Here is a 16,909-nt window from a genome sequence, read left to right as displayed (position 1 = left end):
TCGTGCTGTCGCTTCCACCCCGCCGAAGTGAACAGCCGCATCGGTCAGATTTCGGCTGTCTATGCTGCCTTCGCCTTGAAACCGCGGGCTCGGCCTTCGGGTTGCTGACTTTTTCGAGGCCACAACGCGTTCTCTCTCGATACGGCCCGATGACTCGTGATCTCCCTTTCCGGAGACCTTGTCGATAGGCTTCAAAAATTCGGTTTCCCTCCTCTCTGCTATCCAAACTACAGGGCTCTGACTTTTACCCTGGTGGGATTGCCTCCCACTGGACACGCCAGCCTTTGCTGGACACACGATTCCGCCAGTCGATCCCTTCCAGCATATAAGCCATCTGCGCCGCTGAGATCGACACCGCGCCGTCCGACACCGAGGGCCAGATGAACTTGCCGCGATCCAAGCGCTTGGCGTAGAGCGACATGCCCAACCCGTCATGCCATAGAACCTTCACCAGATCGCCGCGGCGGCCGCGGAAGATGTAGAGATCGCCGGCATGGGGATCGCGCTTCAGACTCTCCTGAACCGCAAGCGCCAGGCTTTGCATGCCGCGGCGCATATCCGTGTGGCCAGTGGCAATCCAGACCTTGACGCCGCTCGGGATCGGGATCATCGCCGTCGCAGGAGCTCAAGGACCCGCTGCAGCGCCTCAGTGTCCACGTCACGATCCACTCGCACGCAACAACCGCCAAGCTCGATCTCAATGATTCCAACTCTTGCGCACAGCGCAGGCGGTGAAGACGGCGGCGGCTGCGTGCACGTCGATGCCGAAGCTGGAGTAGAGACGACCTCCACGGGTACAAGCGCAGGCGCGGCATCCTCCACCAGCCGGCCGGCGCGCGCCAACCGGCGCCACGTGAACAATTGGCTCGTAGATAATCCGTTGCGACGTGCCGTTACCGACGCCAATCGTGGTCCGCTGTAGCTCTCGGCAACGATCCGCTGCTTCTCCTCCAAAGTCCAACGGCGTCGGGCGCCCGTCGAGACGACTTCAAGTCGGGAAACCTTCGGCATAGGCATATGGTCAGTCATACGCCTATGTCTTCACCATCCATCTAACTCTGCAAGGCGGCTTTCGCCGGAGCGATACTAAATATCTTCCGTGAATTGGTTCACAAATGGGTGGGCCAGACCGCGATACGCTTGCTCGAGCTCTTGGCCGGCATGCGCCCAGCGCGATCAGCAGGCTCGAGAAGGCGCCGAACATCGAGGTCCACCGTTCCGTCGCACGTATCGTGTTTCGCAACGCTGCGATCAATGAGTTGTCGAGTTGGATTCAACGGCATTCGGTGCGGCCGAAAGCCCGCGGACCCAGCAAACGACCAGTCTTTTAGTTTTACGCGGTTCAGAAACTTGATCAGAGAATAAGCCATGCAAAAAATTTGATGGAGGAACCAATGGTGAAGAGGGCGATTACGCTCGGCGGTGGTGGTCCGGCGGCAGGGCTGCACATTGGAGTTCTGGAAGCTCTTGCCAACGCAGGTATAACCTTTGACGTGTGGGCATTGTCCTGCATCGGCGCCTGGGTTGGGATCGTCTACAATCAGTTTGACAACGTTGACAATAAAGACAGGGCGAAACAGACCCATCAATTCTTCAAGAATGGCGTGTTTCGAGACGACGAAAGCTATAGGCGCTTTCCCATAAACACGGTGTTCGGCCCGGATTGGGAAAGCATCGGCAAGGCTCTGACCAACTTCGTCGCAGATCCCAATACCTATAAGGATTTGTGGGACCCTAACAGGGTCGCGAATGCCTTCAGGGAATCCATGTCGCTCTGGTTCGCTCAACAGCCCGACACGGACGGCGGGAAGAAGTTCACGAGCCCGGATGAGGGAGACGTAAACAGATGGGTTCTTAATCAGGTGCTGGCCCCAAATCCTTTCGTTCGTTATCTCACGTCAATGATGTATCTGTCCCAAGTCACCGGCCTCTCCAGGATCAACTATCCACACAGCCAGTTTATGAAGAGCATAAATTTCGACGCGCTGGGAAGACCCGAAAAGCCATTCATATTCCACAACGCCTGGAATCTCGATGAGCATAAACTCGCGTTGTTTTCCAACCGCCCAATGCCCAAGAAGGTCGATGAGAACAAGAAGGTCGACGGGAAAGAGTACAAAGTGCCTATCAGCGCATCCAGCTTATGTGCGTGTTCAGCCCTTCCCTTCGTCGAAGAAACCGTAGAGATCGACGGAGTTACCTACTGCGAAGGAGCACTGGTCGATACGGTCAACTTCGAGAGCTTGCTCCAGGAGCATCATAAGCCGGGCGATGAGCTGGACGAGATATGGGTGAGCAGGATCGTCGATTCAAAGCAAGTCCGCAAACCGGAAAACCTTCACGATGCCCTGGCAAATCTCTGCCAATTGTTCGCAGCGACCGTTGGCGAAGATGATGTCAAGCTCTTCAAATATCACGTGCGGTACGACAAGCCAAAATCCGGGGAGCATCCGTGGAAGGGGACAATCGTCGAGATTCATGTGCCGGGGCACATCAGTTTCAAATGGAACCACAGCAACCTGGACAGCGGGAGAAAGTTGGGAAGGATCGCTGCTGAACAAGCAATCAAGGCATACTACGAACACGGAAAACGTCCGCCGCATGACGGGCCACATTTCATAAATGAGAATCCTGCGGAAAGCGATGAGGCGGGATGGCGAGAGGTTAAGGAGGCATATCACGAATGTCGAAGGCGGGCTGCGTAACGGCAAGGTAAAGCAGCTTTGAGGCCGACCTGCTGAGCCAAGCTCCAATATCCGCAGTCGAGGCGCAATTACTGCAGTCGGTTGAGTACTGCCTTTGCCTGCTTCAGATCCTGCGTTTCAAGACCCTCGACGAACCAGCCGTAGATGGGCACGAGCTGGTCGAGCGCTTCGCTGGTTCTGCCCTGATCGATCCACAAGTTGGCGAGGTCTACTGCTACTCGAAGTTCAAGGGCCTTGGCGCGTTGGCTTTTTGCAGTTGTCAATGCGTGATCGAGCAGTGATCGTGCATCGGTGCTGGCCTCCGGTGCATCGCGGACGAGCAATACGCGCGCCTTCAATCGATACAGCTCGGCCTCAAATATCCGTTCGCTATTGCGGCCGGTTGTAGCGAGACCCTGCTCAATCAGTTCGAGCGCGGCTTCGCTTTGATGGCTCGACAACAAAGCGGCACTCAGGAGCACATACAGGGCTGTGATGCCAAGCTGATAGCCCGCGCCGCGATATTCGTTCATAGCCGCGCGGATTTCCTCGAGCGCAGCGGACGAAGGATCAAGGAAGGTGGCGCTTATCCCCCGGATGGCGCGAGCCAATCCTCGCCACTGCCGGAATCCGAGTTCTTCCGACAAGGCGAGACAACGATCGGCATAGCGGTGTGCCTTTCGGAAGTCACCCCGAAGAGCGTGGAGAATGGATGCATAATAGCATCCATAGGCCTGCGAATGCGGATGACTGATGACGTCGGCACGCTGAAGGGCGGCATTTACACGCGCGAGTGCCGTATCAGCACGGCCCTGCAGCCAGAGCGCCCATGACATCAGAGCCAGGTCGGCCACACCCGCATCCTGGCCGGCAGCACGCGCCGCCAATCTGTCATGCTCGCTGCTCGCTTCGAACGCTTCGAAGGCCCGTTCGATCACCTCCTGGGCACCTACGAGATTTCCCATGAAAAGGCGTATCATCCCTTGCCCACGCATCGCGTTGAGCAACGTTGGTCGATCGCCCCGACCCTCCGCAAGATCGAGCAACACCGAGATCATTTCCTCGGCGACCGGCAACTCGCCGCGAATGACGCTCGCGGTGGTCAACCAAAACATGATTTGTAGTCGCTCGGGGGGATCTCCGAGCCGCTGGCACAGCTCGCGCGCTCGCGCAAAGGTCGCCACCGCCTGGGGCGAGGCCGGCCCCTGGGTGGCAATGAGGCAGGGCCCGAGCGCGTACTGGAAATCAAGCTCCAGCCGGTCTTTAAGCGCACCGTCGGCCAAATGGGCCGAGACCTCAATGCCTTTGCGCAAGTGTGCGATCGCTTCGAGGTTGGCGGAGCGCATGGCCGCTTTCTTGCCTGCCTGGAGCCAATATTCTCCCGCCTTTTCGAACAATCCCGCCTCGGTAAGGTGGAGTGCGAGAGTCTCGGGTTGAGACTCCACAATTTCCGGGAATCGTTGCTCGAAAGCGTTGGCGACGGCGGCATGCAGCGCTGCGCGTCGGCTCTTCAGAAGTCCCGCTTCGGCAGCGTCCCGCACGAGCGCATGCTTGAAGGTGTAGACCGCCCGGGGTATCTCGCCTCGGCAGAATATCAACTCCGCCTGAACCAACTGGGCAAGCGCCTCCTCAAGCCGTTGCCTTGGCAGCTTGGCGACCACGCTCAGCAGTTCGTACGAGAACTCGCGCCCCACAACGGCGCCGATCTGAGCAACTTCCTTCACGGGGGCCAATCGGTCGAGCCTAGCCATCAGCGATGCGTTCAATGTCGTTGGAATCGCCATCGAGGGTAGCGGACCGCTGACCACGTAATGGTCGTCTCGCTCCTGCAGCAAGCCGGTTTCGAGCACCGCCTTGGTCAGTTCCTCGACGAACAGGGGCACGCCGTCGGTGCGAGCGAGGATTTGGTCCAAGACCTCCTCCGGGAGCGTCTTGCCTGCCGTGACGCGCTCGATCAAGGCCGCCCCGTTGCGCCGGTTCAGCCGTGTAAGCGAGACGGTCGTCACATGTGCATGACCAGGCCAGGGCGGCGTGAACTCTGGTCTCGCGGTGATGAGCAGCAGCACTCGGAGTCGTGGTACCTTTTCCAGTGTAATCGTGAGCAGCTCCATCGAAGTCGGGTCCGACCAATGGGCATCCTCAAAGATGATGAACACTGGCTGCCGCGCCGCCAACGCTTCGAGCTGAGCCGAGAATGCCGCCAACGTCATCTCCTTGCGTTTCTGCGGACTGAGCTCGGGCAGCTGGTAGCGGTCACTGACCGGTAGCGACAGAAGGTTTGCTAGAGCCGGCACCACACGATCTGCGTCGGCGCCAGACCGCAACAGCAGAGCTTCAAGCTTGGCAAACTTCTCCGTCGGCGCTTCACCTCTTTCGAAACGGGCAGCACGTTCGAGATTGTCGATGAACGGATACAACGCACTGTTGGTATGGTGCGCCGAGCAGAAATGGCGGACCGTAATGTGTGGTTCGGCTTGGAGCCGTTCTTGAAGCGCCAGCGCGATGTGCGACTTACCGATACCTGGCTCTCCAGTTAGAACCACTACGCAACCTTCGCCCGAAGAGGCGTGCTGCCAGCGCCGCAACAGCAGCTCGATCTCCTCGTCTCGCCCGATCAAGGGCGTCAATCGAGTCCTGTGCTGAGCCTCAAAGCGGCTTTCGACTCCAGTCGTCCCGAGCACCTGCCAGGCAGGTATTGGCTCCGCCCATCCTTTCAGCGCGATCGAGCCAAGATCGCAGTATTCGAAATATCCTTCGGTGAGCTGGCGCGTACTCTCGGAGATCAGCACCGTACCGGGCTCGGCGAACTGCTGCAGACGAGCAGCCAGATTCGGTGTCTCACCGATCACCGCCTGCTCCTTGGCGGCGCCTTCGCCGATCAGATCGCCCACGACGACCATACCGGTAGCGATGCCAACGCGAACCTGCAGCTTGGTGCCGATATCTGTCTGAAGGTTGGCCACGGCATCGACCAGTGACAGCCCCGCACGTGTCGCCTGCTCGGCATCGTCCTCGTGCGCCAGGGGGTAGCCGAAATAGGCAAGCACGCCATCCCCCATGTAGCGCGCGATAACGCCCTCACTCCGGGCGATAACCTCAGCGATGCAGGCGTGATAGTCGCCGATTATCGAGCGCAAGTCCTCCGGGTCCAGCCGGGCCGAAAGTGCGGACGAGCCCACCAGATCGCAAAACATGACCGTGATTTGGCGCCGCTCGGCGCCGTCTCGCGGCGCTGGTTTGGCGGCCGCTTGGTCCGATGCAGCGACATCATCCTCAAGTGCCGCAATCGCGCGCAGCATCTTGCGCCGGTGCCCAAGCAGGACGCCGAGGTCCTTGAGGTCCTGCTCCGTGAGATCGCCGACGACCGAGAGGTCGATAGCGTTCTCTGCGAAACGATCGGCGTACTCTCCCAAACCGATCGATGCCAGCCACTCTGCAATACCTGTCATGGTATACCTATGGCCAATAGGGATAAGAGTAGCACATTGCAGAGACCTGCGAAGGCACATCTGCAAATGGAAGCACCGATCGCGAGACTTCTCAGCCAGTTTAACACATTGGCTCCGGCGAAAGCTGGGCGCTGCCAAGCGATGCCGTGGGGCCCCGATCGCGCGCCTTCGACCGTGCAATAGCCAACTCAACGTAAAGCCGCGTTCGGCGCGAAGCACAGCAATGAACAGAGATGCCTAGTTGCCCTCGTTCCAGATGTCGGTGGTCAGCTTCCAATCATCGCCGACCTTCTCCCAAACCACGACATACTTTCCAGTCACATCCTTCGGTGTCGGTCCCTTGGTCTTGAGGGCGAACGTCCCAATCTCGCGCGCCGCGGATGGGCCAAGGGGCTTAACGTCAAGGGTTGCGAGCTTCGGATCGCCAACTTGTTCCGCCATGCTTTTCCACATTGCCTCGATGGCTGATCGGCCGTGAACCATCGCGGTACCCGGCGGGAATGCGGTCGCATCCGTGCTGTAAAGTGACGCAACTCCCGAGAAGTCGCCCTTGTTGAACAATTCAATCCATTTCGCATTGATGGCCTCGATCTCGGCTTTTTGAGCTAGAGCCGGTGCGGTAAACGAGATCACGAATGCAATCATCAAGGCTATGCTACGCATGATCATCTCCAAATATGCTCGATGCGAATGCAGGGCGGACGTTGACTTGACAAGAACCGGATGCGTTGAATGAGGTATCCCAGACCGGGTTTGGCGCGCCAGCAATTCCGGGGAATTACCGTCAGCAACATTGACTAACCAGCGCAACGCGCGCCTTATGGTAGCAAGTGACTTCGCGCAATTTCTCACCAATTCTCAAGCCGGATGCTCGGCCAGTGTGAAGCCAATAGCGACGTCGCATCCCCGCTTTGAAATTATGGTGCGCTCGGAGGGCGTTCGCATTTGCTGCGATTGCAACAGCTTACTTGGAAGGATGAAGGGACAAGGCGCATTTTTCCCGGTCAGAGGTGCCTTTCGCACCGCCGTGCAGGTCGGCGAGACTGCGCGCAACCGCGCGAATCTTCGCCGGTGTTTCAAGGCAGGCACCACCATATTTCTGCACGACGATGGGCTGGTTGCGCATCTAACCTCGCTCGGAAGCCTTGTTCGCCTCGCCCATCGAACCAACACCGCCTATCCATGTACCGACGACCTCAAAGTTCGGATTAAAGGCGACAAGATCCGCGCGGTATCCGGGCGCGATCCGTCCAAGCTCGGACCCAAGGCCCAGAAATGCCGCAGGCGTCCGGGAAGCCATGATAAGAGCATCGACAAGGGAGATTCCGATAAGCGCAACAGCGTTGCGCACCGCCTCGATCATGGTGAGGTGAGCGCCCGCGAGCGTGCCATCCCGGTCAGTCAGGCGATTGTCGTGCAACGTGATCTCCCTTCCCTGTAGCAGGAATTGCCGGTCGCTCGTGCCCGCCAATGGCATGGCATCGGTAACCAGCATCAATCGATCGCGTCCCTTGCAGCGCAAGGCAACACGCAAGCCGACGCGGTCAACGTGGATGCCGTCGCAGATGATCCCTGCAAACAACCGGTCATCTCCCAGCGCGGCGCCCACCAAGCCCGGCTCTCGGGCGTTCAACTGCGACATGGCATTGAACAGATGGGTCACCCCCGAGACACCGCGATCGACCGCCTGCCCGATTTCGGCTGCGGTGGCGTCGCTGTGGCCGGCCGCGATACGCAATCCGGCGCCGATCAATTCATCGATCATGGACGCGGGCACGCATTCCGGGGCCAAGGTCACCATGGAGCGACCGCGGTCCCCGAAGCTTTTGATGGCGGCGAGATCGCGCCGATCGGGCACGCGTATCTCGGCTTCCGGATGAATGCCCTTGCGAGACCTGTTGAGGGCCGGACCTTCCAGATGAAAGCCGAGCACGCCAGGAATTTCGAGGCACGCCTGAGCTGCTACAGCCAATCGTTCGATGACCTCGCTTCGATCGGTGATGAGGGTTGGCAAACAGCCCGTGGTGCCGGCCTTGCGGTGCGCCTCGACGATGCGGCGAACGCCGGCCTCCGTTGGCTGGTCGTTGAGAAGAACGCCGCCGCCTCCGTTCACCTGAACATCGACCAATCCGGGTGCAAGTATCGCATCTCGGGGAAGGTGGATCGAGGCGCGCGCTTCCTCGGTAATGCCTTCGATCCGCCCCTGCGATATCGTGACCAACCCCGGCCCGCGCATATCGGCACCGTCAAAGATGTGCTGCGCAGCAATCGAGAAAACCACGGAAGACCCAGCTTGGCCCATAAGTGCTGATCCGAGAATGGCAATCACGGACTCGTGAGGCGAGTCCCGTGCTGTACAGGTCCCTATATGTACACAACGGGCTTCAGGGACCCGGAGCTAAATCCTTGCGTTAACTTCTCATGGAAACAAAAGGTACCACCTATCTCGGCATCGATGGGGGCGGAACCCGCTGCCGCGCCCGGATCGAGGACGAAAACGGCAGGGTACTCGGTGAAGCGAGCTCGGGGCCTGCCACGACCCGGATTGGCTTCGACAGGGCCTGGCGGTCCATCATGGAGGCCACCGAAGCCGCGGCTGCACAGTCCGAACTGACGCGCGAGGATTTCGCGCGGATGCACGCCGGAATTGGCCTCGCCGGCATTGGTCGCCGGGGCGCGGAAGCGGCGCTCAAAGAGATCCCGCATCCCTTTGCGTCCGTTATCTTCATCAGCGATGGCCTAGCTGCCTGTCTCGGCGCCCATAGCGGCGCGGACGGGGCCATCGTGGTGGCCGGCACGGGCTCAGTGGGTGTCGGCCTGATTGGCGGCAGCGAGATCCGCATCGCCGGTTACGGCTTCCCGGTCTCGGACGAAGGCAGCGGCGCCGACATTGGCCTGCAGGTCGTTCGACTGGCGCTGCGGGCCGCGGATCGCCGCGGCGAGCTGACACCATTGCTTGCAGAGGTGCTGGGCGCATTCGATCAAGATCCTTATCAGGCCGTGGCGTGGTCTGAAGAAGCCCGGGCCACCGACTACGCCGCGTTCGCGCCGACCGTGATGCGGCACGCCAATCAGGGCGATCCGGTCGGCCGCCGCATTGTCGAACGCGCGGCCGATGCCATTGGCGATCTGCTTGATCTGTTCCTGGCTAAAGGAATTGACCGGCTCGCGCTGGTGGGCGGGCTCGCGGATGCGATTACGCCCTGGCTAACGCCTGACCTGCGCGCCCGCCTGAGGCGTCCTGACGCCGACGCAGCGGCCGGCGCGCTGCTTGTGGCCCGAGGGCGGCTCGACCTGCGCAAGCTGGACCCGCCCAAGAGAGAAACTGACCATGAACAGGCTTCGAAGTTCCGCGTTTGATGGTGCTTGGATCACCGATATGGCCACCGAAGAAGTCGATCCCAGATTTGCCGACCTTGATGCATGGTCGCTGACGTCAGCGATGGAAGCGATGTGGGAGGGCCAGCTTGCGGCGGTCGCCGCGATCGGCCATGCCCTTCCCGCGATCACCGCGGCAGCCGAAGCGGCCAAGACGGTGCTGGGCGACCGCGGGCGCATTGTATATATCGGCGCTGGCACGTCAGGCCGCGTGGCGGTCCAGGACGGCGCCGAGCTGACGCCGACCTTCGCCTGGCCCCGCGAGCGCGTCCGCTTCGTCGTTGCCGGCGGTGACAGCGCGTTCGTCACCAGCATCGAGGGCGCGGAGGACGATGTCGATGATGCAGTCACGCAGATCAGCGCCGCACGGCTCACGCCGCACGACGTGGTGATTGCGGTAGCCGCCAGCGGCACAACGCCGTTCACGGTCGCGGCGCTGCAGCAGGCAGGGTCTTTCGATGCAGTAACGATTGGTGTCGCCAACAATCCCGGCACCGCACTGCTGGCATTGGCAAAGTTTCCGATCCTGGTCGAGACCGGCCGAGAGCTGATCGCCGGCTCCACGCGGATGAAGGCGGGCACCGCGCAGAAGGTCGTGCTCAACCTGATCTCCTCGGGGATCATGCTGCGCCTTGGCCGGGTATATCGCGGCATGATGGTGAACATGCCGCCGACCAATGCCAAGCTGAAGCGGCGCGCCGAGGCCATGGTGGCGCAAATCGCGCGCTGTAATCCGTCGCACGCGGCAAGCTCGCTCGAGCAGGCCGAGGGAGACATCAAGATTGCAGTCCTTCTGGCGCTCGGTGTCGACAGGGTTGATGCGAAGACCGTTCTGGAGAACTGTGACGGCAATCTTCGGCAAGTGTTTGTCGAGCTTGCCAAGAATCGTGACTCGCATCGTGACCGACTCCCAAAGGGAGCGGCGGGACGCGGCCGAGGCGGAGTGGTTGAGCCGTGACGACATCCGCGATGGCGAGCGAAATCGGGGAAAGCGCGGATGTTGTCGCTAACATTGTTCGCAGCCGACCCGCCATGCGCGACATCGCACAGCGGATTGGGATTGACTCCGCCCCTTTGTGCGTCGTGTGTGGTCGGGGAAGCTCCGGGCATGCCGGTGTTTTCTTGAGATATCTTGTCGAGACGCGGCTTCGCCTTCCCGTTTCAGCAAGTGCTCCCTCGGTGATCACGGCATTTCGCACACCTTTGATGCTCCGCGATGCGCTGTTCATCGTAATCTCGCAATCGGGGCGCAGCCCGGATCTCGTCGCAGCGACCAGGTCGGCACGAGCCTCGGGCGCACGCACGATTGCCATCGTCAATGCGACGTCGTCGCCGGTGGCTGACGAAGCGGAATTCGTCGTTCCGATCGAAGCCGGCCAAGAACACTCCGTAGCGGCCACGAAGACCGTGATCGGCTCGATGGCCGCCAGCGCCGGACTGGTTGCCGAGCTGGCGCAAGATCGTGCGCTGCGGTCAGCCCTCGACCGGCTGCCCGAGCGCCTACACCGCGCGCTGGCGCTCGACTGGTCGGAGATTGCCGATGATCTCGTCAAGGCATCAGCTGTGTTTGTGGCGGCTCGGGGCCTGGGCCTGGGCTCGGCGAGGGAGATCGCGCTCAAGCTTTCGGAAATCATGCGCCTGCCCTCCATCGGACTGAGCGCCGCCGAGCTCCAGCATGGGCCACGTGCCGCGCTATCATCGCGCACGCCAGTTGTCATGATGCGCCTCATGGATGAAACGGCGGCCACGGTGGACGCACTGGCAGAGGAATTGCGTGAGCAAAAGATCGCGCTGCATCTCTGCGGCGGACCGCATGGCTCGCTGCCTTGGTTGGTCGAGGATGACCCCGCCACCGACCCGATCACCATGCTCGTTCCGGCCTACCGGATGATCGAGCAGGCGGCATGCGCGCGCGGATTTGACCCGGATCGTCCCCCTCGGCTGAGCAAGGTTACCGAGACGTTTTGACTGATCGCTGGCTGGCGACCAAAGCGGGAGCGACATTATCAAAACGTAACAAACGCGAGCAGAAGCGACCGAATGCGCGGCAAAGGCGACGAAGCTGATCGCTATTCTGCCGCTCATAGCGGTCTGGTTGCAGATTCGAGTCCTGCCGGGCCCACCAAGAGGATCAATATCTTACTCGGTTCTCGTTGCCCATAGCGACGACCGCACCAGAAACCGCACCAGATACGTGCACTTCTCGTTCGCGCGCAGGCTCCAGCGCAACAATTATCCGACGGTGTGAGACAGATCGTTTGGGTAGACGGTGAGCGAACCGGGCGTCTTTTGTCGCTCGCCAGTCGGGCACACCTCGAAGAAGCCGCTGATCAAGAGACCGCGAAATCGTGGGTCTTTGCGCTGCCGAAATGCAAGGTCAGCTCATGGTTGCCGGCAGAGCGATGCTTCTGAAAATGCTTGGCTTCCAAGCGAGCAATCGAAGCTACCGTAAGCTCCTGGATTCTCAGTACCAACGCGCAGCTTGAGCAAATTCAGAATGGCGGAATCAAAATCCGCTCGATCATTCAGCGATTTCAATGGGCATTTGGAAAAACTAGCCGGATCCGCAGATGGGTCGCCTATCGCTGCTGGCAGAACAAGTTCGGCCTCGACCATAACGCCGCACCCGGCGTTTGCACGATCGCCGCTACAGGCCAGAGCACCAACACCTGCCCTGAATCGACCGTTTACGGCGGCGTTACGGTTAAGTTCTAGCCACGGCCCTCGATGTAGGCGACGGCGTCGCGTTGGCCCGCGACGCCGTTCCCGCTCGGCAGGGCACCACTTCGAGCACGAGTGTCACGACGTCACGCTGGAGCATGGGCGCAACAGCGCACTATCGGCGCTGGATCAGTTAGGGAGACGTCTAGTGCCAACAGTTCTTCATCAACTAACGCCCGAGATTGGGACGTGAGCGTGCATGGCGAGCGGAGCTTTACGCAGAGGAATGTTGACAGACCTCGGGCTTCCGTCGAGCGAAAGCGACATCTGTCGCAGGAAATCGAAAGGATCATTCCCACTTTGCTACTGGTGCCACGTCACAAGTGGCAAGTAGTGATGTGGCAAGCGCATCACAACGAGATCCTTCCGCCGCACGATATTGGTCGGATACGGCGTATCGAAATTGCTCGTATCGATGGTGGCGACGGCGCCCTCTTCCTGATCGAGGATCGCGGTTTCCTGCCGCGGGAAGACGAAATTGTCCGGACCAAACACCGCACTCGCCCCCAGGAAGCCGCGCGGAGGATCGAACACGTTCGCGAACGCCAGATAGACGTTGTTCTCGCCGCCGCGCGTCCGGAACGCATGCCAATGATAGGGATCGGCGCCTTTCGGGATCGGATAGTTGTGCGGGATGGCAGTCCCCGCGTGCGATCCGGTGAAGACGCCCGCGATCGCCGACGGGCAAACGACGATATCGCATCCGCGAAGCGCCAGGGAGCGGATGGCCTCGGGATAGAGGGCGTCGTGGCCGATGGCGATGCCGACCCGGCCCAACGCGAGATCAAAGACCTTCCATCTGTCGCCCGCCGTCGCCCATCCCATATCGGCGTTGCCGAGGTGGATCTTGCGATAGCTCCCGGCGAGGCCCTCGGGCCCCGCAAGGACCGCCGCGTTGTAGATGCCATCGCCATCGCGCTCGGCAAGACCGGCAACGATATACGTTCGCAGCTTCATGGCGATCCTGGTCAACGCCTTGACGGTGGGCCCCTCCACTCCCTCGGCGCGCGCGGCCGGATCGGTCAACCCGGTCAATGACAACTCAGGAAACACGATCATGTCGGGTTTGGCAGCTGCGACAAGATCGCGGGCGCGATGCTCGATGGTCGCCAGGTTTGCAGCAACATCGTCTGCCGGCGAAAATTGCACGACCGCGAGCTGCGACAGCTTCCCCTTTGGAATGGGCTGGTAGCCGTAGAGCTTGAAAAAGTCTCCCGGATTCCAGGTAAAACTGTTGGTCATCAGCTCCGGGTAGAGCTCCGGGCGCCGTTTCTCGAACACCTTCTCACCGAGCACTTCCCGCTTGCGCGACTTGCCCAGATCGACCGGCGCATAAGCGATGCCGTCCCCGCTATCGATCGACACCGCGACGCGGCCATCCGGCTCGATGATGCAGCTACCGCCCGAGAACTGTACCGTACGCTCCAATCCCCAACGGTTTGCCTCGATCACGTAGCATGAGTTCTCGAATGCCCGATTGATCCAGTAAGGCGCAGGCGTGCGCTCCTGCAGCCAGTTCGAGATGTGGCAGATCACGTCGGCGCCCGCGACCGCCTCGATGCGTGCGGTCTCGAAAAAGTGCAGATCCATGCACACAAGCATTCCGATCCGACCGAGCTCGGTATCGAAGACCTGATGCGCGACGTCGCCGTTCGCCGCCCATTTGGGCTCGGCGATATAGGGATGCGATTTGCGATGCCGGCCGACCATCCCGTTCGGTCCGATGAGGACGGCCGTATTGTAGTAGAGCTCGGTCGCGGGATCGACCTCGGGCATCCCGAGCACGATGTAGCAATCATGCTGCTCGCAAATCCGCTGGAAACGGTCGGTCGACGGGCCAGGCACGGTCTCGACGAACGGCTTGACCTCATCGCGATCGTACCAGCAGTACCCCGTCGTCCCCATCTCGGGCGTGACGATCAGGCGCGCTCCCTCGGCCGCAGCCTCAGCGCAGAGCTTGAGCAGACGCTCGATATTGCGCTCCTTCTCATACATGGTCGGCTCGAACTGAACCGTTGCGGCGCGGTAGCTCGTGGGTATCGTCATTGATGTACTCCGGAGGATGCCGTCAGACGGCCATGTGCTCGTGAACGAGCGTGTCGGTGAGAGTGGCGATCGGCCCAGACGCCACGATCTGCCCCTTCTCGAGCATCGCGAAGCTGTGAGACGCAAAGCGAACGAAGTCGATGTTCTGCTCGACGAGGACGACGGTGAGCCCCATCTCGCGATTGAGGCGAACGATGATGCGCTCGATCTCCTCGACAATCGACGGCTGGATCCCCTCGTTCGGCTCGTCGAGCAGCAACACCTTCGGGTCGGCTGCGAGCGCGCGGGCGATCGCGAGCTGTTGCTGCTGCCCGCCGGAAAGCAAGCCGCCCGGCCGGTCGAGGTTCTCGATGAGATAGGGAAACAGCTCCCCAATGAAGTCCGGCACCACACGCTTGCCGTCGCGGCGGGCAAAGCAGCCCATCAGGATGTTTTCCCGTATCGTGAAGTCCGCGATGATCTCGCGCCCCTGCGGCACGTAGGCGATCCCGGCGGCGGCCCTCAAATGCGTCGGCCTGGCCGACAGATCCTCGCCATTGAGGACGATCCGCCCGTCGGCGTGATCCGTCAGCGCCATGATTGTCTTCAAAAGCGTCGTCTTGCCGGTGCCGTTCCGGCCCACGACGCTCGTCACCTGTCCCGCCGGAATGGTAAGCGACAAGCCGTGGAGAACGTGGCTACGGCCGTAGAAACTGTCGATATTGGAAAGCTGGAGCGTCACGACAACCCCTTTGATCCGAGATAGGCTGCGCGGACCTTCGGGTTCGCTTCGATCTCCGAAATCCCGCCCTCGGCCAGAACGCGACCGAGATGAAGAACGGTGATCCGCTGCGCAATCTCGCGCACGAAGCCCATATCGTGCTCGACCACGAGCATCGTGTGCTGCCCCTTCATGCCGTTGATGATCTCCGCGGTTCGCATCGTTTCCGCTTGCGTCATGCCGGCTGTCGGCTCGTCCAGCAGGATCACTTTTGGGTTCTGAACCATCAGGATTCCGAGCTCGAGCCATTGCGTCTGGCCATGGCTGAGATCGGCCGCGGCAGTATTGATCTGGTCACGGAGCCCGATCAGCTCGATCGCGCGGTCGACCTTCTCGCGCGCGATCGCCGGATGGCCGAAACCGAGGTTCGCCATCACGGCGGTGCGTCGGCAACTCGCGACCTGGAGATTCTGCTTCACGGTCAGGTCGCGAAAGACGCTCGGGATCTGAAATTTCCGGCCGACACCTGCACGCGCGATCAGGTGCTCAGGCCAGTTTGTGATCTCGGTATCGTAGACCCAGACGCGCCCTTCCGTGCTCGGTGTCTTTCCGCTGACCAGATCCATCAGCGTGGTTTTCCCGGCGCCGTTCGCACCGAGCAGAACGCGAAGCTCCCCGTCGTCGACCGTCAGCGAAACGTTGTCGACCGCCTTGAAGCCACCGAAGTTTACGCCGAGCCCATCGATCATGATCGCGACCGTCGACATTCTCATGCCTCCTTCGCTTCGGTGACGGCCGCACTGGAGTCCGGGACATGAGCGACACGCGGCTTGCCGCGCGTGACCGCGCCGAGCCGTCCGATCAGGTCATGCAGGAGCCCGCCGAGCCCCCGAGGCAGGAACAGGACGGTCAGCACGAACACCAGGCCAATGATCGCTTTCCAGGCTCCGACCAGCGCCTCCGTTTCGCTGATACCGGCTTCCATCATGTTGATCAGCATTGCTCCGACGCACGCCCCCAGGATCGAGGCGCGGCCGCCGACGGCGGCCCAGACCACCATCGTCACGGAGAAGGCGAGATCCATGAAGGTCGGTGAGGCAAACTGCGCGACGATCACGTAGAGCATTCCCGCCAATCCGGCGATCGCCGACGCCACGCAGAAGAAGAACGTCTGGTAGAGCGAGACGTCGAAACCGAGGTAGCGAACGCGCCGCTGGTCGTCCCGCGCCGCCTGCAGCACCAGACCCGCCCGGGTCTCCACGATCAGGCGGGTCGCCACCAAAGTCACGGTCAGGATACTCGCTACCAGCCAGTACGTGCCCTTGCTGTAAGGATCGAACTCGAAGCCCAAGATCTCGAGCGAGGCGAGGTCCGTAAGCCCGTTAAATCCACCCGTCACCGGCTGCGCATCCACCAGCACGAGCCGGACGAGGAGCACCAGAGCCAGCGTGATGATCGAGACAAAGGGCCCTTCAATCCGCTTGCGGAATACAATGATGCCCAGCAGCGCCGCCACGATCACCGGCAGCGCAATTCCCATGATGAGCCCGACGCTCTGGTGCTGGAACGGCAGCCAGAGAAACGACGCCTTGTTGATGCAGCACAGGTCGGTCGGCGCGCCGGGCTCCGCATTCCAGAGCATGAAGTCCGGCACCGGCTTGTCCGCGCCCTGCTGCAGGCTGGTCGGACTCGCCAGCTTCAACGACATGGCCAGCATGTACGCGCCGAGCCCGAAGAAGAGCCCCTGCCCGAGATTGAGGATACCGGCATAACCCCACGACAGCGCGATCGCGATGCCGAGCATGCCATAGACCAGGAACTTGGCGATCCGGTTCAGTCCGAATTCGTCAACGAACAGCGGCACCGCGAAAATTGCGGCGATGAACAGCGCGTAGGCGCAAAGTGTCAGCTTGCGATCGAGAGTCATGGAG

The 16,909-nt window shown here is 61.0% G+C and carries 16 protein-coding genes; 4 read left to right on the top strand and 12 right to left on the bottom strand.

Annotated features, from left to right (window positions below; genetic code table 11):
- The 3 genes from J6525_RS40780 to tnpA all read right to left on the bottom strand — a co-directional run.
- The coding region (locus J6525_RS40780) for a hypothetical protein (RefSeq protein WP_225648904.1) at positions 1-195 on the bottom strand (195 nt) is incomplete at its 3' end.
- Positions 196-244: 49 nt separating this feature from the next.
- Positions 245-610 carry an IS66 family insertion sequence element accessory protein TnpB gene (gene tnpB, locus J6525_RS40775; protein ID WP_225648903.1) on the bottom strand — a complete coding sequence of 122 codons (366 nt, stop codon included), beginning with the start codon at positions 608-610 and terminating at the stop codon, positions 245-247.
- Positions 607-1,011: an IS66-like element accessory protein TnpA gene (gene tnpA, locus J6525_RS40770; RefSeq protein WP_225648908.1), complete on the bottom strand. Its 405-nt coding sequence runs from the start codon at positions 1,009-1,011 to the stop codon at positions 607-609. Before tnpA ends, tnpB begins: the two co-directional genes overlap by 4 nt.
- Before the next feature lie 383 nt (positions 1,012-1,394).
- Between tnpA and J6525_RS40765 the strand changes: the two genes are divergently transcribed.
- Positions 1,395-2,705 (top strand): patatin-like phospholipase family protein, encoded by a 1,311-nt coding sequence (locus J6525_RS40765; protein ID WP_225648902.1) that lies wholly within the window; start codon positions 1,395-1,397, stop codon positions 2,703-2,705.
- Positions 2,706-2,773: 68 nt separating this feature from the next.
- Here J6525_RS40765 and J6525_RS40760 read toward each other — a convergent pair whose 3' ends face one another.
- The 4 genes from J6525_RS40760 to nagA form a co-directional block, all read right to left on the bottom strand.
- Positions 2,774-6,133: an AAA family ATPase gene (locus J6525_RS40760; RefSeq protein WP_225648901.1), complete on the bottom strand. Its 3,360-nt coding sequence runs from the start codon at positions 6,131-6,133 to the stop codon at positions 2,774-2,776.
- Between the two features lie 237 nt (positions 6,134-6,370).
- Complete coding sequence (locus J6525_RS40755) at positions 6,371-6,796, bottom strand: YybH family protein (RefSeq protein WP_092083088.1); 426 nt, start codon at positions 6,794-6,796, stop codon at positions 6,371-6,373.
- A 301-nt stretch (positions 6,797-7,097) separates the two neighbouring features.
- On the bottom strand, positions 7,098-7,259 hold the full coding sequence (locus tag J6525_RS40750) for a hypothetical protein (protein WP_225648900.1): 162 nt from the start codon (positions 7,257-7,259) through the stop codon (positions 7,098-7,100).
- Positions 7,260-8,414: an N-acetylglucosamine-6-phosphate deacetylase gene (gene nagA / locus J6525_RS40745; RefSeq protein ID WP_225648899.1), complete on the bottom strand. Its 1,155-nt coding sequence runs from the start codon at positions 8,412-8,414 to the stop codon at positions 7,260-7,262. It abuts the gene before it with no gap.
- A 140-nt stretch (positions 8,415-8,554) separates the two neighbouring features.
- On the opposite strand from nagA, the gene J6525_RS40740 reads away from it, so the two are divergent.
- From J6525_RS40740 to J6525_RS40730, 3 genes are read left to right on the top strand one after another with little or no spacing between them, the layout of a single operon-like run.
- Entirely contained in the window at positions 8,555-9,493 is a 939-nt protein-coding gene (locus J6525_RS40740; protein ID WP_076834256.1) for a glucosamine kinase nucleotide-binding domain-containing protein, read from the top strand.
- 19 nt (positions 9,494-9,512) lie between these two features.
- Positions 9,513-10,469 carry an N-acetylmuramic acid 6-phosphate etherase gene (locus tag J6525_RS40735; RefSeq protein WP_225648898.1) on the top strand — a complete coding sequence of 319 codons (957 nt, stop codon included), beginning with the start codon at positions 9,513-9,515 and terminating at the stop codon, positions 10,467-10,469.
- Between the two features lie 11 nt (positions 10,470-10,480).
- On the top strand, positions 10,481-11,479 hold the full coding sequence (locus J6525_RS40730; RefSeq protein WP_225648897.1) for an SIS domain-containing protein: 999 nt from the start codon (positions 10,481-10,483) through the stop codon (positions 11,477-11,479).
- A 414-nt stretch (positions 11,480-11,893) separates the two neighbouring features.
- Here J6525_RS40730 and J6525_RS40725 read toward each other — a convergent pair whose 3' ends face one another.
- The 5 genes from J6525_RS40725 to urtC all read right to left on the bottom strand — a co-directional run bounded on the left by J6525_RS40725 (position 11,894) and on the right by urtC (position 16,905).
- Positions 11,894-12,127: a hypothetical protein gene (locus J6525_RS40725; RefSeq protein ID WP_225648909.1), complete on the bottom strand. Its 234-nt coding sequence runs from the start codon at positions 12,125-12,127 to the stop codon at positions 11,894-11,896.
- A 408-nt stretch (positions 12,128-12,535) separates the two neighbouring features.
- Entirely contained in the window at positions 12,536-14,278 is a 1,743-nt protein-coding gene (locus tag J6525_RS40720; protein WP_225648896.1) for a nitrilase-related carbon-nitrogen hydrolase, read from the bottom strand.
- 22 nt (positions 14,279-14,300) lie between these two features.
- On the bottom strand, positions 14,301-14,999 hold the full coding sequence (urtE, locus tag J6525_RS40715) for an urea ABC transporter ATP-binding subunit UrtE (RefSeq protein ID WP_092083063.1): 699 nt from the start codon (positions 14,997-14,999) through the stop codon (positions 14,301-14,303).
- The gene (urtD, locus tag J6525_RS40710) at positions 14,996-15,745 is read right to left on the bottom strand and encodes an urea ABC transporter ATP-binding protein UrtD (protein WP_225159621.1); all 750 of its coding nucleotides are present in this window, start codon (positions 15,743-15,745) and stop codon (positions 14,996-14,998) included. Before urtD ends, urtE begins: the two co-directional genes overlap by 4 nt.
- Positions 15,746-15,747: 2 nt before the next feature.
- Positions 15,748-16,905 carry an urea ABC transporter permease subunit UrtC gene (urtC, locus tag J6525_RS40705; protein ID WP_225648895.1) on the bottom strand — a complete coding sequence of 386 codons (1,158 nt, stop codon included), beginning with the start codon at positions 16,903-16,905 and terminating at the stop codon, positions 15,748-15,750.
- Between the last annotated feature and the right edge of the window lie 4 nt (positions 16,906-16,909).

This window comes from Bradyrhizobium australafricanum (assembly GCF_020329495.1).
GTDB lineage: Bacteria > Pseudomonadota > Alphaproteobacteria > Rhizobiales > Xanthobacteraceae > Bradyrhizobium > Bradyrhizobium australafricanum.
The sequence above is the reverse complement of the archived record's forward strand: the minus strand, read 5'-3'. Positions and strand labels throughout refer to the sequence as shown.